Here is a 19,138-nt window from a genome sequence, read left to right on the forward strand (position 1 = left end):
TTTGTAATTTCAATGCTGGTCGTCTCGATCTGGCGGCATTTGCGGGCGTGCCAGATTGCCCTTGGAGAAGGTATAGCCGGTTTCGACAACACTCAATCCAAATTTGTTTCGCAACTTGTCGATGGCATTTTCGGCGACGGCGCGTTTGGTCGCCTGAGTGTCTACAAGATCGGGCGGATCGGCGCGATCACTTGAAGAAAGCTCGCTAACCCCAATCCCTAGCAATCTAAATCGTGTTCCATCCAGTTCTTTTTCAAGAAGCTGCAATCCGTGGCGGAAGATTCTGTCCGCGAGCTGGGTGGGATCAGAAAGCTGCCGATTGCGCGTACGCGATTTGAAGTCGTGTGTTTTCAGCTTCAAAACGACAGTACGCCCGGCTATTTCACTTGCTTTCAGTCGCCGCGAGACCTTTTCGGCGAGCGCCCGAAGAACAGGAACGAGATCGTTGGCATCCGACAAGTCATTGTTGAAGGTTGTTTCTGCCGAAACACTTTTCATGTCGTGGTCCGGCTCGACCTTCCGGCTGTCCTGTCCTCGTGACAAACGGTAAAGACGCTGCCCCATAGTGCCATACGCCTTCATAAGTGCACCTTCTTCCATCGTCTGGAGTTGGCCAATCGACCTGATTCCGTCACTCTCCAGTTTGGCTGCGAAAGCCTTGCCTACTCCCCAGATCGTGCTGACGGATCGGTCTCGCAGAAACGTCAGGGCTTCTGCTTCACCGATAACGGAAAAACCGCGCGGCTTTTCGATATCTGATGCAACCTTGGCCAGAAACTTGCAATAGGATAGCCCGATCGAGGCAGAAATGCCTATTTCATCCTCTACGCGTTTGGCGAAGTGGGCGAGAACAATAGCAGGTGGCGCTTTATGCAGGCGTTCCGTGCCGCTCAGATCCAGAAAAGCCTCATCGATGGAAAGAGGTTCGACGAGGGGCGTCAGGTCACGCATCATTTGCCGCACTTCACGACCAACGCGAACATACTTTTCCATGTTTGGCTTAACGACGACGGCGTCGGGACAGGCTTCCAGTGCCTTGAACATGGGCATGGCAGATCGCACGCCATGAATGCGGGCAAGATAGCAGGCCGTCGATACCACGCCGCGTTTTCCGCCGCCGATGATGAGCGGTTTGTCCCGCAGTTCCGGATTGTCGCGTTTTTCGACCGAGGCGTAAAACGCATCACAATCAACATGCGCCAGAGAGAGCTTATAAAGCTCGCTGTGACGGAGAAGGCGAGGGCTGCCGCATGCATGGCATCGTCTGCCAGTGTGCGATTTTTGCGGCGCAAGGCAGTCGCGGCATACACCTTTTTCCGAACTGTTAGGTGCAATGGTGTCAGCCATGAGGACGAACCGTCTGATGAACATAAAAGGAACATCCTTTTATAGCATCGAAAGGCCGAAGTGCCATGGGGATATATCATCCCGGTTGGTCTTACACTTGACATTGCCGGGAATATCACCAAGTTTAGCAATATGAACAACCGTTTTGCATCCATACTTCATCGGGTTTATCCGATCACGGGATAGCTACCCTCGAGTTCTGCCTAGCGCAGGGGAACTCCGGGGGACGGTACGCCGCTTGTCCAAAAGCGGATTTCAAATAAGCGCTTTCATTAAAATCAATCTGAACGGCTTCGTGCAGAAACAGCACGGAGACTTATTACCTTTCAACAGCAGTGAGCACTCGCCATGAGCGGAAAGAATCGCAAGAAGCCCAATATCGTTGTTAGCGAAATCGACTATGAGCGTCTGATGGGGCTGGCCACAAACGTTTCGGAACGTCTCGAGGAGATCGCCGAGGAGTTGATGGTTGAACTTGACCGCGCGAAAGTCGTTCCTGCGAAGCGTTTGCCGCAGAATGTGATTCACATGGGCTCTACTGTGGAGTTTCGCTCCAATGACGGGCAGGAGCGTCGGGTGACTCTGGTATATCCGGGCGAAGCGGATATCGCGCAGGGCAAAATTTCGATTCTCACGCCTATCGGTACTGCGCTGATCGGCCTTGCACCCGGCCAGTCGATTTCCTGGACTGCACGGGATGGCAAGCAGCACGAGTTGAACGTATTGTCGGTTTCGAACGAAGCCGAGGTTTCTGCGGCAAATCCCGCTGCTGAATAATTACCAAGAAGCCCGGCAATGCCGGGCTTTTAATTGCGGATCGAAGTCTTTGCTAAAGGTGCTGGTTCAGCCCGCCGGGCAGATATGACAAGGCTTTCTCAATTGTTGCCGGATCACGGCCAGCCTCGTCGCAGTAGCGCAGCAGCGTCGGCTCATGTGTCAGAAAAAATTGTAATACACCCGCCAGAAAGCCAGGTTCACGTGCTGCCTGCCGGATCGACGCAGCTTCAATGCCTGTCAGGGCGAGGAAGCGAGGCAGCAGGTCCTTGTCCTGAGCCAACCACGCCAACGCTTCAATGGCGATCGCTTCCGCATCCGCCTGGCTCATCGGCGTTTTCATGTGGTTTCTCCGCTTTTTCTGTTGCTTTGCCGAATGTGTAACGGTCGCTCAGTCGAGGAACAATGGAATTATTTGCCTTTCATCAATGAAATGAGGTTAAACTACCCGCAGTCTAAGAAGTGGGGACTCTCTGGCGGATAAGAAAATCGAGCAAATGCCGGGTTGCTGCAGGGAATAAGACCAAGGAATTTTCGATGCCGAAAAGCGTGATGATTGTCGAAGACAACGAACTCAATATGAAGTTGTTTCGCGATCTTATCGAAGCCAGCGGATATGAGACCATCCGGACGAGAAACGGGCTTGAGGCGCTCGATCTTGCGCGCGAACATCGACCTGATCTGATTCTCATGGACATACAGCTTCCCGAGGTGTCGGGACTGGAAGTCACAAAATGGCTGAAAGACGATGACGAGTTGCGGCACATTCCGGTTATTGCCGTGACGGCTTTTGCAATGAAGGGCGACGAGGAGCGTATTCGGCAGGGCGGCTGTGAAGCCTATATATCCAAGCCGATATCGGTGCCGCGCTTCATAGAGACAATCAAATCCTATTTGGGCGACGCTTAGCGGAAATCAGGGCGAGGGGCATCATGACTGCACGAATTCTCGTCGTTGACGATGTGGATTCCAATGTAAAGCTCCTCGAGGCAAGGCTCCTCTCCGAATATTATGAGGTTATTACGGCTTATAGCGGTCCTGAAGCCATTGAGCTTTGTCTGGGCGGCCAGATTGACGTCGTTCTTCTAGATATATTGATGCCGGAGATGGACGGTTTTGAAGTATGTCGTCGATTGAAAGATGATCCACGTACGTCCAATATTCCTGTTGTGATGGTGACGTCGCTCGATGGTGTCGATGACAAGATTCGCGGCCTTGAAGCTGGCGCCGACGACTTTCTGTCAAAGCCCGTCAGCGATCTTCAATTATTGTCGCGTGTGAAGAGTCTGGCGCGGCTGAAACTGGTTTCTGATGAGCTTTTCCAGCGAACGGGCACAGTTGCGGACGCGGAAGTGGAAACGCTGCTGGCAAGCAAGATGGGCGGGAATTATGCCGATAAGGATGAGGTCGCCCGCATTCTCATAGTTGATGAGGACGAACTGGCGGCTGCACGCCTTCGTCTCATTCTTGGAGAGACCTATCGTGTCGATGTGGCCAGCGATGCCAACACGGCTTTGATCCGGGCGATAGATACGGATTACGACAGTATCGTCGTTTCAGCCAACTTCACTTATTACGATCCGCTGCGCCTTTGTTCGCAGTTGCGAACCATCGAACGCACAAGGCTGGTGCCGATCATTCTCGTTGTTCGGGAAGATGAGGGCGCGCTCGTGGTGCGTGCGCTGGAGCTTGGCGTAAATGACTATCTGATGCGTCCGCTTGAGAAGCTGGAGCTGTTTGCGCGCTTGCGAACCCAGATCAAACGGAAGTGCTATAACGATTTACTGCGGCAGAGCCTGAACCGTACGATCACCATGGCGGTGACGGATAGTCTCACAGGGCTGCACAACCGCCGCTATCTCGATACACATATGCCTGTCCTGCTGACCCGCGCCATGGGGCGCGAGCGGCCATTGTCAGTCATCATGCTCGACTTCGATCACTTCAAACGGATCAACGACCAATACGGGCATGATGCTGGTGACGATGTTCTTCGCGAATTTGCGACGCGCCTGCGCAAGAATATCCGTGGGATGGATCTCATGTGTCGCTACGGCGGAGAGGAGTTTGTCGTCGTTCTGCCGGATAGCGATGTGGAGGCTGCGAAGGCTGTTGCCGAGCGAATCCGGGTTGCTGTGTCAGACACGCCCTTTGCGGTTGCCACCGGTAAGCACAAGGTCAACTTGACCATAAGCATGGGCGTTGCAGGGCTGAGGCTGATGGGGGATAGCGCTGACGCTCTTTTCTCGAGGGCAGATGCTGCGCTCTATCAGGCAAAGAAAGGTGGTCGCAATCGCATTGTCTCTTCGGCTGCCTGAAGAACCCACGAAGCTGGAAGCAAAAAAGCCGTCTCGGAAGAGACGGCTTTTTATCTCAATCATCTTGTCGATGACGACCGAAAACGAATTACTTGATCTTCGTTTCCTTGAACTCGACGTGCTTGCGCGCAATCGGGTCGTACTTGGTCTTTGTCATCTTTTCCGTCATCGTGCGGCTGTTCTTCTTCGTTACGTAGAAGAAGCCGGTGTCAGCGGTCGACAAAAGCTTGATCTTGATCGTCGTAGCCTTGGCCATATCGAATTACCTGCTCTGTATCTTTGCCGGAGCATGATCTTGCCGAAAATCGGTTCCCAATTCTCGGGATCATGCTCAATGGATGGAAACCTCCAGCGATTCCGGTAATCTCATCCGGCAGCGGAAATTTGGCGCGACACTACGTATTGGCGGCGAAAAGTCAAGCCCGCTTCTTCCTCAAAAGCAGCCTTCCTGCTGCAAAGAGTGCATATGCGGCAAAAAACACACCGAGAGTCATGGGGAATCCTTTTGGTCCCAGCATGTCCATACCGACACCAACGGCTTGCGGTCCTGCAAGCATGCCGATGGCATAACAGAACACGAAAGCGGCATTGGCGGATGCCAGCTCACGTCCCGTCAGCTCGGAGCCGAGATGCGCGAGGCCGATCGTATAGAGGCCAGCCACTACACCGCCCCATAGGAACAGAATGGCTGCCATGAGATACCAGTGCTGCATGAGATAGGGCAGGGCGATCATACCGATCAGGCCCGTCGTGGCGCAGAAGAGCAGAAGTTTGCGGCGATCCGAAATGCGATCGCTGACAAGGCCTAATGGAATCTGCATCAACACATTGCCGAGGCCGATCATCGTAAGCAGAAGTGCTGCGTCTGCTTCCGGATAACCGATACGCGCTCCGAAGACTGGAAAGAGGGCAAAGCCGCCGGTTTCCACAGCACCAAAAACAAAGACAGCCATAGTTGCAGTCGGAACGGCAAAGATGAAGGGCAGGAACGGGACGTGTTCGCCTTCTTCGAAGTCGGGACTGTCGCGCCATGCGAACGCAACCGGTATGAGGGCGATCAGAATGATGACGAAGCCGACATAGAAAGGCAGTCCGCCCGTGCTCCCGATTTTCGAGAACAACCACGGTCCGAGTGCAAAGCCCAGCGAAAGTGATGTCGAATAGATTCCAAGCACGAGCCCGCGCTTCTCAGGTGGTGCGGAGGCATTGATCCAGTACTCGGACAAAACGAAAAGTACGGTCAGCGCGAAATGCAGGACGATGCGCAGCGCAAACCACGCCCAGAGCGGTTGAAAGAAGTGGAAGCCGAGAAAGGCTCCGCTTCCGATGATGAGCATAAGGAAAATCGCCTTGACCACACCCAGTCGTGCGGCGATGGGGGCGGCAAGGGGAGCCGCAACGATGGATGCCAGTCCTGCCACGGCAGTGTTAGCGCCTATCAGACTGGCGGAATGACCGCGGCTTTCCAGAAGAACGCTCAACAGCGGAATGCCCAGCCCAATTGCTGCACCAACTGCACTGATCGTGGCAATGGCTGCTGCAAGCGAACGCCAGTGCATCTGGCCCTCTGCCGGCCCGCCGCCAGGTTCTTGCGGGACAAGATCGGCGGGTTGGATTTCTTTATTCATCGGGTTCAGATCACTTCGCGAATGAAGCGGCCATGCCGCTTCCAATATTGTACCACCGGCAAGGTGGCTGGCAGTTCAAATTCGGTATCCGTTAGAAGCACGCGCGCTTCTTTCAAGATCGCCTGAGTAATATGAGCGACGTCGAGTGAATCGATTTGATCAATGGAAACCCAATCGAGGTCTTCCAGTTCGCCACTGGGAACGAGTGGCTGCTGATCGAGTTTCGATATATGATCGCGAAATGCGATAAAAAAACGGGTGTCGAAACGGCGAACATAGTCCGGGGGCGTTACCGCACGAGCAAAATAACGCAGGCTGTTCAAAGCCGGCATCATGCCTTTATTGAGGAAGGCCGACCAGTCGCGATGTGTGGGCAAAGCAACCGGTGCTGAGGTCGCTTGCCCGATGCGAAGGCCAGTCTCTTCAAAGGTTTCGCGAATGGCACATAGGCCGAGTGCACGGGCGCGGCGCAGCGATGCACGAGCCCCCATGCCTGCGAGCAGCTTGGCAACATCATTACTATTCAGTTCAGCCGCGGCAGCGATAGCGCCGTCTACAGGATCGGCACGACCACCCGGAAAAACAAACTTTCCGGGCATAAAGGCGAGGCTGGCGTGGCGTCTGCCCATGAGAATTCGCGGCTTGCTGCCCGACCGGTCGACAAGCAAAAGGGATGCGGCGTCACGCGGTCGCAAAGCTTTCACGGCTTTAGTCGAAGTGGATGGGGGCTGAACCATGGCAGTCATGGTGACTTTCAGGTCACGTCGCCATATTCACCTTCGCCCTTACCTCCGAAACCATGCATGTAGAGCGCCCATTGCAGGCCGATAGTCGCGCCCTTCATAGGTTGAAGCAGCAGCAGCGACATGATCACAGTCAACGGTCCCCAGATCGCCATATGAGCCCAGAGTGGCAGATTGGTGGTTGCTTCCACACCCATGAAAGCGCCTACAACCACGTGTCCCACGATCAGAATGGTGAGGTATGCAGGAAGGTCGTCGGCACGTTGTTCCGTGTAGTCTTCGCCACACACGGAACACTGCGCCACTGGCTTCACAAACGACCGGAAAAGCTTTCCTTCACCACAATGCGGGCAACGTCCGCGAAAGCCGCGCCACATAGCTTCACCCAAAGGGCGTTTCGGGTGAGCGGCCTTGGGGCTTTCGCCACCGAAAACCTGAACATTTTGCGCGGAATTGGCCTCTAGCGTGCTCATCAGCGACCTCTTCTCTTCTGACGCGGAATACCCGCGGGTTTACCCCTTCGCCCACGCATCGTCCGGCTTGCCTTATGATGCGAGCGGGTCGCCATCGGCAGGGGATGCGGTTCCGAAACCATCTCAAAGCGAAGCGCGCCCGCAACGGGGAGCGCCTCTACAAGCCGAACCGTCACTGTATCACCAAGCCGGAAGCCTTTACCGCTCCGTTCACCGGCAATCGCATGGTTCGCTTCGTCATATAAATAGTATTCATGACCTAAAGTTGAAATGGGTACCAGCCCATCCGCGCCATATGTCGCAAGGTTCACGAAAAGGCCTGCCCGTGTGACGCCCGTAACGCGCCCTTCATATTCGTCGCCGAGATGTGCGGCGAGAAAATGCGCGATGAGGCGGTCTACTGTTTCACGCTCGGCCAGCATGGCGCGACGCTCGGTCGAGGAAATCAGTGCGGAGATTTCTTCGAGCTGTGTTTCTTCTTCTGTCGTTAGTCCGTCACTTCCCAGTTTCAGGGCTTTGATCAAAGCGCGGTGAACGATGAGGTCGGCATAGCGGCGGATCGGCGAGGTGAAATGCGCATAACGGCGCAGATGCAGGCCGAAATGCCCGATATTATCGGGGTTATATTCCGCTTGGCTTTGCGTGCGCAGCACGACCTGATTGACCAGTTCTTGATGATCCGAGCCTTCAACGGCCTCAAGAATCCGGTTGAACTGTGCTGGCTGCAGCTCCGCGCCCTTGGCAAGACTCAGATCAAGCGTACGTAGGAATTCACGCAGGGTTTCCTGTTTGGCAAGAGCCGGAGCATCGTGAATGCGGAAAATCAACGGCTGGCGGTGCGCTTCCAATGTTTCTGCGGCAGCGACGTTCGCCTGAATCATGAACTCTTCGATGAGCTTGTGTGCATCGAGCCGTTCAGGAACGATAACCTTGTCTACCTTTCCATCGGGCGTGAGCAGAATTTTCTTTTCTGGCAGGTCAAGTTCCAGCGGCTCGCGGGCATCGCGCCCACGCTTCAGCACAGCATAGGCGTCCCACAGCGGTTTTAGTATGCCGTCGAGAATGGGCGTGGTCTTGTCATCCGGCGCGCCGTCAATGGCAGCCTGGGCTTGCGAGTAGGCAAGCTTAGCTGCCGATTTCATCATGATGCGATGGAATTTGTGTGACTTCTTGCGCCCGTCAGAAGCAAAAATCATACGGACGGCAAGAGCGGGGCGATCTTCAAGCTCACGAAGCGAACAAAGGTTGTTTGAAATCCGTTCGGGAAGCATCGGCACGACCCTGTCCGGGAAATAGACCGAGTTACCGCGCTTCTGTGCTTCACGATCAAGCGCGGAATCTGGACGGACATAGGCGGCGACGTCAGCAATCGCTACGATAACAATCTGGCCACCCGGATTTTCAGGGTCTTTATCCGGCTCGGCGTAAACGGCGTCGTCATGATCTTTGGCGTCAGCCGGATCAATGGTGAGAAGCGGAATGTCACGCCAGTCTTCCCGGCCGTCCATCGTCGCAGGCTGGGCGGCTTCTGCTTCGCTCAGCGCTTCAGCCGGGAAAACATGCGGAATTTCATGCTCATGGATGGCAATCATCGACAGGGCTTTTTCGCTGTCGATAGACCCAACCACCTGTCGAACTTTGCCGCGCGGCAATCCCTGACGACGCGAGGAAATCAGGTCCACTTCAACAAGATCGCCAGCTTCAGCGTTTTCCAGCTGTGCCGGATCGAGCTGCACCTCAGGCTGTTTTCGGTTTACAGGGTCCAGCCGCCATTCACCGTTGCCGAGCTTGCGAACAATACCCAGCACCGCGTTCGTGCGGTGCTCGAGACGCTTCATGACGCGGGCGGTATAATCTGGTCCGTCGCGATCTTCACTGCGGAATATTTTCGCCAGAACGCGGTCGCCGACGCCGACTGCCGGGCCGCCTTCTGAGGCTTTGTTGAGCCGGGTGCGGCGGATCAGGACAATAGGTGGTTTGCCGTAACCGGCCTCGTCCCATTCCGACGGACGTGCGAGCAAACCGCCATCTTCGTCGCGCCCGGTAATATCCAGCACGGTGACAGCAGGCAGTGCGCCGGGGCGAGACAGTTTGCGGGCGCGTTTTTCAACCAGACCCTCATCAGAAAGTTCGCGTAGAAGATCTTTCAGATAAACCCGCGCATCGCCCTTGATGTTGAATGCTTTTGCCAGTTCGCGCTTGCCTGCCCGGTCAGGATTCTCTTCAATATATTTGAGAACCTCTTCGCGGGTTGGCAGAAACGCATTGGGATCGCTCTTCCCATCGGCAGATTTTGCTTTGGCTGCACGCCGTTCGGTCCGTGCGGATCGACCGGTATCGGATTTGGAAAAACGGCGTGCCAATTGCTACTCCTCTACCGTCTCGGCCTTGGATTTGGCTTTCGGCTTGGCTGTCGACTTGGCTTTTGCTGATGCCTTCTTGGCCGCGGGCTTTTTTGCAGCAGCTTTCTTTTCAGTGCTGGCTGAAGCCTTGCGAGCAGGGGCTTTTTTACTCTTGGACGACCCGGCCTTTTCCGTAATCAGAGCCAATGCTTCTTCCAGCGTGACACTTGCCGGGTCCTTGCCCTTCGGCAAAGTGGCATTGACCTTGCCCCAGTTGACATAAGGCCCATAGCGACCGTCGCGAACTGTAATCGAGCCACCGTCTGGATGGTCGCCAAGTGTCGCCAATGCAGCCGGCGTGGAGCGGCCACGACCGCCCCCCTTCGACTGTTTGTCGGCCAGAACCGATACGGCGCGATTGAGGCCGACGGAGAAGACCTCTTCGGCATTCTCCAGATTGGCGAACGTGCCGTCATGGCTAACATAAGGCCCGTAGCGACCGATGCCAGCGGAGATCATCTTGCCGGTTTCTGGATGCTGCCCGATGTCGCGCGGCAGGGACAGAAGCGCAACGGCTTTCTCATGGTCGAGCGTATCTACGGTCCAGCCTTTCGGAAGGCTGGCGCGCTTTGCTTCCTTGCCCTCGCCACGTTGGACATAGGGGCCGAAACGACCGGTCCGTGCGGTGATTTCCTCACCGGTGAAGGGGTCCTTGCCGAGCGATTTCGGTTCGTCCGCAGCAGCAGATTCGCCGTTGGCGTCGCCGCCGAGCTGGCGAGTATACTTGCATTCCGGATAGTTGGAACAGCCGACGAATGCACCGTATTTTCCAAGCTTCAACGACAGCATTCCTGTGCCGCAGGTCGGGCACGAACGTGGATCGCTACCGTCTTCTCGTGCCGGGAACACCAGTGGTGCCAGTTCTTCGTTCAGTGCGTCGAGAACATTGGTGACGCGCAATTCCTTGATGTCATCGACATTACCCGAGAAGTCGCGCCAAAAATCGCGCAAAACGTCTTTCCAGGAAAGCTTGCCGTCCGAAATAAGATCGAGCTTTTCCTCAAGGTCTGCCGTGAAATCATATTCCACATAGCGCTCGAAGAAACTCTCAAGGAAGGCGGTGACCAGACGACCCTTGGGTTCCGGAATGAGCTTGCGCTTGTCGATGGTGATGTATTCGCGATCGCGCAGCGTGGCCAGAGTCGCGGCATAGGTCGAAGGACGACCGATACCGAGTTCTTCCATCTTCTTGATGAGCGAAGCTTCCGAATAGCGCGGCGGCGGTTCGGTCGAATGCTGGGTCGCATCGATCTTCGCGCGCGCCAGAGCTTCACCGGAACGAATTTCCGGCAGCTTTGCGCTATCCTCGTCGTCGTCCTCTTCTTCGCGATGATCCATATAGGCTGCGAGGAAGCCATCGAACTTAGTGACAGACCCATTGGCGCGCAGCATGGCCGAACGCGAGCTGTTGACCGCCTCAATGTCGACGGTTGTACGCTCAATGTCGGCAGCCTGCATCTGGCTGGCGATGGCGCGCTTCCAGATGAGCTCATAGAGCCGCGCCTGATCGTCATCGAGATAGCGACGCACATCCTTCGGGTGACGCGAGAAATCCGTTGGCCGGATGGCTTCGTGCGCTTCCTGTGCGTTCTTTGCCTTGCTGGAATAATAGCGCGGCTTTTCCGGCACATATTTTGCGCCGAAGCTTTTGCCGATGGCGTCGCGGGCCGCATTGATGGCTTCCGGAGCTATCTGCACGCCATCGGTACGCATATAGGTGATCAGGCCGGCAGTCTCGCCGCCAATATCGACACCTTCGTAAAGTCGCTGCGCCACTTGCATGGTGCGCGAGGCAGAAAATCCGAGCTGGCCGGATGCGGCCTGCTGCAAGGTTGACGTGGTGAATGGCGGTCCCGGATTGCGCTTGGTTGGCTTTGCCTCGACAGAAAGAGCCTTGAAGCTTGCGCCTTCCAGCATGGTGCGAATGGCCGTTGCCTGTTCACCATTCTTGATGTCGAGTTTGCCGAGCTTCTTGCCGTCAACGGCAGTGAGACGGGCGGTGAAACTGTCATTGCGCGGCGTTTTCAACAACGCCGCGATATTCCAGTATTCCTCACGGATGAAGCGTTCGATCTCGGATTCACGATCTGCAACGAGACGCAGCGCAACAGACTGAACGCGGCCAGCCGAGCGCGCGCCCGGCAGTTTGCGCCACAGAACGGGCGAAAGCGTGAAGCCGACAAGATAATCCAGTGCACGGCGTGCAAGATATGCATCGACCAGAGGTTCATCGATGTCGCGCGGATTGGCGATGGCATCCAGAACAGCCTTCTTGGTGATGGCATTGAAAGCCACACGTTTGACTGTCTTGCCCTTGAGCGCCTTTTTCTGGTTGAGCACTTCAAGCACATGCCAGGAAATGGCTTCACCTTCGCGATCCGGATCGGTTGCGAGAATGATGCCATCGCTGTCTTTCAGCGCTTTGACAATATCGGCAAGGCGTTTGGAGGAATTGCTATCCACCTCCCACGACATTGCAAAGTCTTCGTCGGGACGAACCGAGCCATCCTTGGCTGGCAAGTCCCGCACATGACCGAACGAGGCCAGAACCTTATAGTTCGAGCCCAGATATTTATTGATGGTTTTAGCCTTGGCAGGCGATTCGACAACGACGACGTTCATTTAAAGCAGCCCAGATTCGCGCCCCATGGAGATAAAATACCTCCTCTCCGCGTGAAATTCGTTGCCTTCACATGAACAGCGGGCAGCGTTTGGTCAAGAGCAGGACAACAAAAATCACGAAATACAACTTAAGATTGCTGTTAAGTTGAATGAAACCAATAGTAGCATAGGGTATGAAGAAATCGAGTTTATCTCTCGAGGAGATAGGTATGGATGATACGGCGAGTTTTCCAGAGATGGAAGACGGTGAGGATATGGAAACCGCGACTCGCTCCGAGACGGTAGCATATATAGAGCAGATGCTTGAACAGCTCAGTTTGATGGCGAAAAGTACGAATTATGTGTTGCTGGCCTATATGATCGAAATAGCTCTCATTGAGGCTCGGGAAGCGCTTCACAATGAGGCCGAGTCGTAACAGTCGTCACTCCATCGGAACCAATGCCACCTGATTGCCGGCATATCGATGGAGCCGCCCTGCCAAGTCCAGTTCCAGCAGAATGAGCTGAACAGCTCCAGTATCCATACCCGTGTGACGAACGAGGGTGTCAATGTCGGTCGGTACAGGACCGAGCGCATCGATAACGATGTCTCTTTGCTCTTCCGTTGCGAACGGTTGGAGCGATTCCGGTTCTTCCAGCGCTGGGGATAAAAGATCTGGCTGTGCTGGTATATTCGCCTGATAGGCGTTTGGACCGGCCAGCGGCCGGAGTGCTTCAATGACATCGTTTGCTTCGGTAACCAGTGTCGCACCTTGTTTCAGAAGCAGGTTTGTGCCGCGCGCACGAGGATCAAGCGGAGAGCCAGGAACAGCGAACACGGTGCGTCCCATGTCCCCAGCCATACGCGCGCTGATAAGCGAGCCGGAACGCTCTGCTGCTTCGACGACGATCAAACCCAGCGACAAGCCTGCAATAATCCGATTGCGGCGTGGAAAATCACGCGAGCGTGGCTCTGCGCCCATTGGCATTTCGCTTATGAGCGCGCCACCTTGTTCTGGTATGGCGTGATAGAGTGGAAGGTTTTCCGGCGGATAGGGGCGGTCAAGTCCACCTGCAAGTACTGCTACGGTACCGGTTTTCATGCTTGCGCGGTGCGCAGCGGCATCAATGCCGCGGGCAAGTCCGGAAATCACAGCAAATCCTGCCTCGCCAAGATCATGTGCCAGACGCTCGGTAAAACGTGCGCCAATCACCGAAGCATTACGTGAACCGACAATAGCGATGGGTGGCTTGCTGAAAATGGCTGCATTCCCCTTGATCGTAACCAAAGGGGGCGGAGCCTCACAATTCTTGAGTTGCTGTGGATAATCCGGTTCGCCCATGCCGACAAGACGGGCACCGGCGCGTTCAATAGCTTCAAGCTCGCGCTCAGCGTCGTCCATGGACGCAACGCGGATCGGACGGGCACTGCCGCCTCTGATATTGAGATCAGGTAGCATTTCTATCGCGCTTGATGCTGAGCCACAAAACAGAATCAGATCGCGAAAGGTGACAGGGCCGATATTGTCGGTTCGGATGAGGCGTAGCCAGTTAAGCCGCTGGCGATCAGAGAGGCGAATTCCAGTTTTCGAATTCGCGCTTTCCTTCATCCCTTGGCTCCGATCTTGCTCTCGGTGCCGTTTAAGAGGCGCGTAATGTTGGCCTTATGTTTGAAGATAACGATGACCGTCATGATCGCAAAGAGCACTGCGATTGCTGGATACCCCCGCGAATAGAGCGCAATGGGAACAACGATGCTGGCGATAAGTGCCGCAAGGGAGGAATAGCGCGTCAAAAGTGCCGTCACGATCCAGACGGCAGCGAAGACCAATGCTCCGGGCCATGCAAGCCCGATGAGGACGCCCAGATAGGTGGCGACGCCTTTGCCACCCTTGAAGCCGATCCATACTGGAAAGAGATGCCCGATAAAGGCACCGAAGCCTGCACCAATAGCGGCGTCCGGGCCGTAGCGTGAAGCGACGAGAACGGCGACCGTACCTTTCAGCATGTCAAAAATCAGCGTCGCAGCGGCAAGCTTCTTGTTACCGGTGCGCAGCACGTTCGTCGCGCCGATATTGCCCGAGCCGATGGACCGGACGTCGCCCAATCCTGCAAGCCGGGTCAGGATCAAACCAAATGGAATGGAGCCAAGAAAATAGCCGAAGACGAGCGCCCCTATGAGCGTCAAGCTAAGGAATCCCGGTTCGGCCATGAATGTCCCCTTGTTTCTTGATTCCGCCTACCCGGAATTTTCGAATGATTGTTCCGGGTTATGCGGCGTTTTTCAAGCCGAGTAAACGGTCTTGCCAGCCACTAAGGTGTGGACGACGCGACCTTGAAAGCGAGCACTTTCAAAGCAACTGTTCTTGGATAGCGAGTGCAGATCTTCTTCACGTACGATCCAAGGCTCATCCAGATCGACAATGGCGAGATCTGCCTTGGCGCCTGGCTTTAGCGTACCAGCATCAAGGCCGAAAATACGCGCTGGAGCTGTTGATAGCACTTCAACCAGCCGCGGCAGCGGAATGCTGTCATTGTGATAGAGACGAAGTGCGGCCCCCAGCAATGTTTCAAGGCCGATGGCACCGGCTTCGGCATCAGCAAAGGGCAGGCGTTTGGTATCGACATCTTGCGGATCATGAGCCGAAACGACAATATCGATGGTGCCGTTCTTCACGGCTTCGACCATAGCAAGGCGATCCTGTTCTCCGCGCAAAGGTGGCGAAAGTCGGAAAAACGTGCGGAATTCACCAATGTCGTTTTCATTAAGCGACAAATGGTTGATCGATACGCCTGCCGTTACCTTCGCGCCGAGATCCTTGGCGCGGCGAACAGCTTCCGCCGACATTTCGCAGGAAAGCTGTGCGGCATGATAGTTGCTGTTGGTCAGGGCTGCTAGACGGAGATCGCGTTCCAGGGGAATCACCTCCGCTTCACGCGGACTCCCGGAAAGACCGAGCCAGCTTGCAAACAGACCCTCGTTCATCACGCCATTCGCACCAAGGAACGGATCGCGTGTTTCGCAGGCAATCACGGCATTGAAATCGCGGGCGTAGGTCAGAGCGCGCCGCATGAGCTGGGTATTGGCGATCGTCTGCCTGCCTTCCGTGAAGGCGACGGCACCGGCATCGCGCAGCAGGCCGATTTCGGTCATTTCTTCGCCGCGCAGACCTTTGGTGATCGCCGCAGCCGGGTGCACATTGACGACAGCCGTGTCACGCGCCGTGCGTTTGACAAATTCCACCAGAGCTACGTCATCGATCACCGGATCGGTGTCGGGCATCATGATGATTGAGGTTACACCGCCAGCAGCTGCCGCGCGGCTTGCCGAGGCGATGGTTTCGCGATGTTCAGCGCCGGGCTCACCGACGAAGACGCGGGCATCCACGAGGCCAGGCAATACTGCCTTGCCATTCAGGTCGATGATTTCTGCGCCTTCCGGCGCGCCCTGATTGCGGGCATCCGCTCCGGCGGCAACAATCTTGCCATCGCAGATCAGAACGCTGCCGGTTTCATCGAGACCGCGCGACGGATCGATGACGCGCGCGTTTTCAAACAGGATCGCGCTCATGCTGCTTCTCCGTTGCTGGGATTACGGCGCGGATCGAGCAGGGCTTCCATCACGGCCATACGCACGGCGACACCCATTTCTACCTGTTGCTGGATCACGCTCTGCGGTCCGTCGGCAACGTCGGATGCGATCTCGACGCCGCGATTCATCGGACCGGGATGCATGACGAGCGCGTCTGGCTTGGCGACTTTGAGCTTCTCTTTATCCAGGCCGTAGAAGCGGAAATATTCGCGTACCGAAGGCACGAAGGAGCCGGCCATGCGCTCACGCTGAAGGCGCAGCATCATGACGACGTCGGCATCTTTCAAGCCTTCTTCCATCGAATTGAAGACTTCGACGCTCATATCGGCCATGCCGGAAGGCAGAAGGGTGGATGGCGCGACGACACGCACCCTTGCGCCAAGCGCGTTGAGAAGGAGAATGTTGGAGCGTGCGACGCGGGAATGCAGCACATCGCCGCAAATGGCGACGATCAGGTTTTCGATTCCGCCCTTGGCGCGACGAATGGTCAGCGCATCGAGAAGTGCCTGGGTGGGGTGTTCGTGCGCGCCGTCACCGGCGTTGACCACCGAACAGCCGACTTTCTGCGCGAGCAGGGCAGCCGCGCCCGCCGAAGCGTGACGGATAACCAATATATCCGGCTGCATGGCGTTCAGCGTCATCGCTGTATCGATGAGCGTTTCGCCTTTCTTGACCGACGAGTTGCCGACAGACATATTCATGACGTCGGCACCGAGCCGTTTTCCGGCCAGCTCGAACGACGATTGCGTTCGTGTCGATGCTTCGAAGAAGAGATTGATTTGCGTGCGACCGCGAAGCACGGACTTTTTCTTCTCTGGCTGTCTGGAGACAGCGATTTCCTGATCGGCGAGATCAAGAAGGCAGAGAATGTCCAGGGGCGAAAGCCCCTTGATGCCCAGCAGGTGGCGGTGAGGGAAAAGCGGAGGGACCGTTTGATTTATCATGGCAAGTCACCCGTATAGGACCATGAGGCAGGTCCCGCAACCGTCCTTATAATGGCTTCAGGCGATTCACCAAGAAAAACCTGTGCTGTTCTGACGACAAATTGTGTTCGGGATGGCAAAATTTTAGCAAATGCAATGCAAGAAACCTAAATTAAATTGAATCGCACAATACGGAACGAGCTTTTGAAAACGCACGACGTTACCAACCAGACGCCACCCATGACGGGTAACAATGCCTATCTGGGCGATCCGCTCTTGATGCAGATTGCGGCAGGATTCCCGAAGGAACTGCATGCCGATCTGGAACAGACGGGACGTTTTGTGTCGTCGGCTGAAGCGCAGGACCTTGCGCGTCTCGCCAATACCGAACTGCCAAAATTGAGCACGCATGACAGGCAGGGCAACCGTATCGACCTTGTCGAATATCATCCTGCGTATCATGCGCTGATGCGCCGTTCCATCGCGTCAGGACTGCATTGCTCGATCTGGGAAGGCAATCCGCTCGAAAGCGGCCGCCGTCATCAGGCGCGTGCATCGCGCTTTTTCCTGACCGCACAGCTCGAGGCGGGACACCTCTGCCCGCTTACCATGACCAGCGCATCGCTCGCAGCACTTATGGCATCGCCGGAAATCTATAAGGAATGGTCGCCGGTCATCCTGTCGCGCAAATACGATTTTTCGCAGAAACCCGCTTTTGCCAAGCAGGGCATTACGCTTGGCATGGGCATGACTGAAAAGCAGGGCGGAACCGATGTGCGCGCCAATACGACCCGCGCGACACACAATGACGATGGCACCTATGCCATAACCGGTCACAAGTGGTTCATGTCCGCACCAATGTCGGATGCTTTTCTGACGCTCGCGCAGGCGGAAGAAGGCCTTTCCTGTTTTCTGCTCCCGCGCCTCACTTCAGAGGGAAGCGGGAACGGGTTCTTTTTCCAGCGCCTGAAAGACAAGCTTGGCAACAAGTCCAACGCTTCGTCGGAGGTTGAATTCGATGGTGCCATCGGTCATCTGATCGGTAATCCCGGTGAAGGCGTCAAAACGATCATGGATATGGTCACGCTGACACGGCTCGATTGCGCTGTCGCGTCGGCCGGACTGATGCGTTCAGGCCTCGCCGAAGCCGTGCACCATAGCCGTTATCGTCAGGTATTCGGCAAGGCTCTTGTCGAGCAGCCATTGATGCAGCGCGTTCTTGCCGACATGGCGCTCGATGTTGCCGGTGCGACTGCACTTTCCATGCGGCTGGCACGCGCTTTCGATATGGCTGCCAGTGATCGTGCCGAGGCGGCTTTTGCCCGTTGCATGACGCCGGTGGTGAAATACTGGGTTTGCAAGATCGCACCTGCATTACTCTATGAAGCAATGGAGTGCCTCGGCGGCAACGGTTACATCGAAGAAGGCAATCTCGCACGCGCCTATCGCGAAGCGCCGGTCAATGCGATCTGGGAGGGTTCCGGCAATGTCATGGCACTGGACGTGGCACGTGTACTGTCGCGCGCACCGGGGCTTTTCGATGAAGTGCTGGAGTGGATCGGCGGGCAGCTTGGTCCGCGTGGGCAAGGGACACTTGATGTGCTGCGTGCTGCATTGCAGCTGACCGAAACCGATCCGGGTGTCGCACGCCTTCTAACCGAGCAACTGGCCTATGCTGCTGCAGCAGCAGAATTGCGTCAGATTGGGGCCGACGATGTGGCTGATGCGTTCATCGAGACCCGTCTTGGCGGCCAGTGGCGTTCGACCTATGGCATGCTGGATGCGCGCCACAATGCGGAACGGATTCTGGATCAGCTTTATCCGGCGTCGTAATCGTCGGATGCCGACCGCCTGATACTGTGCAGGCGGTCGAGTGCGCCTTGAAGAATGAAGGATGCCGCAGCCGAATCGATCCGTTCGGCCCGCTTGCCGCGTGAGACGTCCATACCGATCAGTGCCCGTTCGGCAGCGACGGTCGATAGGCGTTCATCCCAGAAAACGAAGGGCAGGTCGGTCAACGGCTGCATGGTGCGCACAAATGCCCGTGTGGCCTGAACGCGGGGACCGGATGTTCCGTCCATATTCATAGGCAAACCGATGACGATAACGCCGACCTTGTCGGCGTCGAGTGCCTTCAAAAGCACCTGTGCGTCGATGGAAAACTTCACCCGTTTGATAACGGGGCGCGGATGCGCGAAGGAAAGACCGAGATCAGACACCGCAAGGCCGATGGTCTTGGTTCCCAGATCCAGTCCGGCAATGGTCTGCCCGGACTGAAGCAGCGCCGGAATTTCCTCGATTTCAACGACAGCCATTGGTCCTCATCGGATTTTGAAG

At 55.9% G+C, this 19,138-nt stretch carries 18 protein-coding genes; 5 read left to right on the forward strand and 13 right to left on the reverse strand.

The features are described from left to right. Positions 1 to 9 precede the first annotated feature (9 nt). Positions 10 to 1,347 (reverse strand): DNA polymerase IV, encoded by a 1,338-nt coding sequence (locus tag AC1RHM_RS13105; RefSeq protein WP_151576584.1) that lies wholly within the window; start codon positions 1,345 to 1,347, stop codon positions 10 to 12. Positions 1,348 to 1,695: 348 nt separating this feature from the next. Between AC1RHM_RS13105 and rnk the strand changes: the two genes are divergently transcribed. Then, complete coding sequence (gene rnk / locus AC1RHM_RS13110) at positions 1,696 to 2,124, forward strand: nucleoside diphosphate kinase regulator (protein WP_010658878.1); 429 nt, start codon at positions 1,696 to 1,698, stop codon at positions 2,122 to 2,124. A 52-nt stretch (positions 2,125 to 2,176) separates the two neighbouring features. Here rnk and AC1RHM_RS13115 read toward each other — a convergent pair whose 3' ends face one another. Continuing rightward, positions 2,177 to 2,464 carry a DUF3572 domain-containing protein gene (locus tag AC1RHM_RS13115; protein ID WP_010658877.1) on the reverse strand — a complete coding sequence of 96 codons (288 nt, stop codon included), beginning with the start codon at positions 2,462 to 2,464 and terminating at the stop codon, positions 2,177 to 2,179. A 194-nt stretch (positions 2,465 to 2,658) separates the two neighbouring features. Between AC1RHM_RS13115 and AC1RHM_RS13120 the strand changes: the two genes are divergently transcribed. Together AC1RHM_RS13120 and AC1RHM_RS13125 are read left to right on the forward strand one after the other, a co-directional pair. Continuing rightward, positions 2,659 to 3,030 carry a response regulator gene (locus tag AC1RHM_RS13120; RefSeq protein WP_010658876.1) on the forward strand — a complete coding sequence of 124 codons (372 nt, stop codon included), beginning with the start codon at positions 2,659 to 2,661 and terminating at the stop codon, positions 3,028 to 3,030. Between the two features lie 23 nt (positions 3,031 to 3,053). Further along, the gene (locus tag AC1RHM_RS13125; RefSeq protein WP_010658875.1) at positions 3,054 to 4,439 is read left to right on the forward strand and encodes a PleD family two-component system response regulator; all 1,386 of its coding nucleotides are present in this window, start codon (positions 3,054 to 3,056) and stop codon (positions 4,437 to 4,439) included. Between the two features lie 88 nt (positions 4,440 to 4,527). Here AC1RHM_RS13125 and rpmG read toward each other — a convergent pair whose 3' ends face one another. From rpmG to topA, 6 genes are all read right to left on the reverse strand, one after another. Beyond that, a complete protein-coding gene (rpmG, locus tag AC1RHM_RS13130; protein WP_002966024.1) occupies positions 4,528 to 4,695 on the reverse strand; it encodes a 50S ribosomal protein L33 in 168 nt (55 codons plus the stop codon). Between the two features lie 160 nt (positions 4,696 to 4,855). Then, positions 4,856 to 5,998: an MFS transporter gene (locus AC1RHM_RS13135; protein WP_010658874.1), complete on the reverse strand. Its 1,143-nt coding sequence runs from the start codon at positions 5,996 to 5,998 to the stop codon at positions 4,856 to 4,858. 74 nt (positions 5,999 to 6,072) lie between these two features. Next, on the reverse strand, positions 6,073 to 6,813 hold the full coding sequence (locus tag AC1RHM_RS13140; protein WP_036563468.1) for an NUDIX hydrolase: 741 nt from the start codon (positions 6,811 to 6,813) through the stop codon (positions 6,073 to 6,075). A gap of 8 nt (positions 6,814 to 6,821) precedes the next feature. Further along, complete coding sequence (locus AC1RHM_RS13145) at positions 6,822 to 7,283, reverse strand: DUF983 domain-containing protein (RefSeq protein ID WP_010658872.1); 462 nt, start codon at positions 7,281 to 7,283, stop codon at positions 6,822 to 6,824. Beyond that, entirely contained in the window at positions 7,283 to 9,646 is a 2,364-nt protein-coding gene (rnr, locus tag AC1RHM_RS13150; RefSeq protein WP_010658871.1) for a ribonuclease R, read from the reverse strand. The genes AC1RHM_RS13145 and rnr overlap by 1 nt, the downstream gene beginning before the upstream one ends. 3 nt (positions 9,647 to 9,649) lie before the next feature. Continuing rightward, the gene (gene topA, locus AC1RHM_RS13155; RefSeq protein WP_010658870.1) at positions 9,650 to 12,307 is read right to left on the reverse strand and encodes a type I DNA topoisomerase; all 2,658 of its coding nucleotides are present in this window, start codon (positions 12,305 to 12,307) and stop codon (positions 9,650 to 9,652) included. Positions 12,308 to 12,516: 209 nt separating this feature from the next. On the opposite strand from topA, the gene AC1RHM_RS13160 reads away from it, so the two are divergent. Further along, positions 12,517 to 12,723, forward strand: coding sequence for a hypothetical protein (locus AC1RHM_RS13160; RefSeq protein ID WP_010658869.1), 207 nt, complete (start codon positions 12,517 to 12,519; stop codon positions 12,721 to 12,723). A gap of 6 nt (positions 12,724 to 12,729) precedes the next feature. Here the strand turns inward: AC1RHM_RS13160 and dprA are convergent, their stop codons facing one another. The 4 genes from dprA to AC1RHM_RS13180 form a co-directional block, all read right to left on the reverse strand. After that, positions 12,730 to 13,896: a DNA-processing protein DprA gene (dprA, locus tag AC1RHM_RS13165; RefSeq protein WP_010658868.1), complete on the reverse strand. Its 1,167-nt coding sequence runs from the start codon at positions 13,894 to 13,896 to the stop codon at positions 12,730 to 12,732. After that, positions 13,893 to 14,498 (reverse strand): glycerol-3-phosphate 1-O-acyltransferase PlsY, encoded by a 606-nt coding sequence (gene plsY / locus AC1RHM_RS13170; protein ID WP_010658867.1) that lies wholly within the window; start codon positions 14,496 to 14,498, stop codon positions 13,893 to 13,895. Before plsY ends, dprA begins: the two co-directional genes overlap by 4 nt. A 72-nt stretch (positions 14,499 to 14,570) precedes the next feature. Further along, on the reverse strand, positions 14,571 to 15,857 hold the full coding sequence (locus AC1RHM_RS13175) for a dihydroorotase (RefSeq protein WP_010658866.1): 1,287 nt from the start codon (positions 15,855 to 15,857) through the stop codon (positions 14,571 to 14,573). After that, a complete protein-coding gene (locus AC1RHM_RS13180) occupies positions 15,854 to 16,822 on the reverse strand; it encodes an aspartate carbamoyltransferase catalytic subunit (RefSeq protein WP_010658865.1) in 969 nt (322 codons plus the stop codon). Before AC1RHM_RS13180 ends, AC1RHM_RS13175 begins: the two co-directional genes overlap by 4 nt. A 183-nt stretch (positions 16,823 to 17,005) precedes the next feature. Between AC1RHM_RS13180 and AC1RHM_RS13185 the strand changes: the two genes are divergently transcribed. Continuing rightward, positions 17,006 to 18,634: an acyl-CoA dehydrogenase family protein gene (locus AC1RHM_RS13185; RefSeq protein ID WP_029375966.1), complete on the forward strand. Its 1,629-nt coding sequence runs from the start codon at positions 17,006 to 17,008 to the stop codon at positions 18,632 to 18,634. Here AC1RHM_RS13185 and ruvX read toward each other — a convergent pair. Next, positions 18,619 to 19,116, reverse strand: a complete 498-nt coding sequence (gene ruvX / locus AC1RHM_RS13190; RefSeq protein ID WP_029927310.1) for a Holliday junction resolvase RuvX — start codon at positions 19,114 to 19,116, stop codon at positions 18,619 to 18,621. The genes AC1RHM_RS13185 and ruvX overlap by 16 nt on opposite strands. Positions 19,117 to 19,138: the final 22 nt, after the last annotated feature.

The sequence above is a fragment of the Brucella sp. GW823-FHT04E01 genome, from assembly GCF_058796175.1.

Excerpts from the sequence above, each read along its gene's own strand:
- AC1RHM_RS13140 (WP_036563468.1), bottom strand. The coding sequence starts at position 6,813 with ATGACTGCCATGGTTCAGCCCCCATCCACTTCGACTAAAGCCGTGAAA.
- AC1RHM_RS13175 (WP_010658866.1), bottom strand. The coding sequence starts at position 15,857 with ATGAGCGCGATCCTGTTTGAAAACGCGCGCGTCATCGATCCGTCGCGC.
- plsY (WP_010658867.1), bottom strand. The coding sequence starts at position 14,498 with ATGGCCGAACCGGGATTCCTTAGCTTGACGCTCATAGGGGCGCTCGTC.
- AC1RHM_RS13120 (WP_010658876.1), top strand. The coding sequence starts at position 2,659 with ATGCCGAAAAGCGTGATGATTGTCGAAGACAACGAACTCAATATGAAG.
- rnk (WP_010658878.1), top strand. The coding sequence starts at position 1,696 with ATGAGCGGAAAGAATCGCAAGAAGCCCAATATCGTTGTTAGCGAAATC.
- AC1RHM_RS13105 (WP_151576584.1), bottom strand. The coding sequence starts at position 1,347 with ATGGCTGACACCATTGCACCTAACAGTTCGGAAAAAGGTGTATGCCGC.
- topA (WP_010658870.1), bottom strand. The coding sequence starts at position 12,307 with ATGAACGTCGTCGTTGTCGAATCGCCTGCCAAGGCTAAAACCATCAAT.
- AC1RHM_RS13125 (WP_010658875.1), top strand. The coding sequence starts at position 3,054 with ATGACTGCACGAATTCTCGTCGTTGACGATGTGGATTCCAATGTAAAG.
- ruvX (WP_029927310.1), bottom strand. The coding sequence starts at position 19,116 with ATGGCTGTCGTTGAAATCGAGGAAATTCCGGCGCTGCTTCAGTCCGGG.
- AC1RHM_RS13145 (WP_010658872.1), bottom strand. The coding sequence starts at position 7,283 with ATGAGCACGCTAGAGGCCAATTCCGCGCAAAATGTTCAGGTTTTCGGT.
- rpmG (WP_002966024.1), bottom strand. The coding sequence starts at position 4,695 with ATGGCCAAGGCTACGACGATCAAGATCAAGCTTTTGTCGACCGCTGAC.
- AC1RHM_RS13180 (WP_010658865.1), bottom strand. The coding sequence starts at position 16,822 with ATGATAAATCAAACGGTCCCTCCGCTTTTCCCTCACCGCCACCTGCTG.
- AC1RHM_RS13115 (WP_010658877.1), bottom strand. The coding sequence starts at position 2,464 with ATGAAAACGCCGATGAGCCAGGCGGATGCGGAAGCGATCGCCATTGAA.
- dprA (WP_010658868.1), bottom strand. The coding sequence starts at position 13,896 with ATGAAGGAAAGCGCGAATTCGAAAACTGGAATTCGCCTCTCTGATCGC.
- AC1RHM_RS13160 (WP_010658869.1), top strand. The coding sequence starts at position 12,517 with ATGGATGATACGGCGAGTTTTCCAGAGATGGAAGACGGTGAGGATATG.
- AC1RHM_RS13135 (WP_010658874.1), bottom strand. The coding sequence starts at position 5,998 with ATGCACTGGCGTTCGCTTGCAGCAGCCATTGCCACGATCAGTGCAGTT.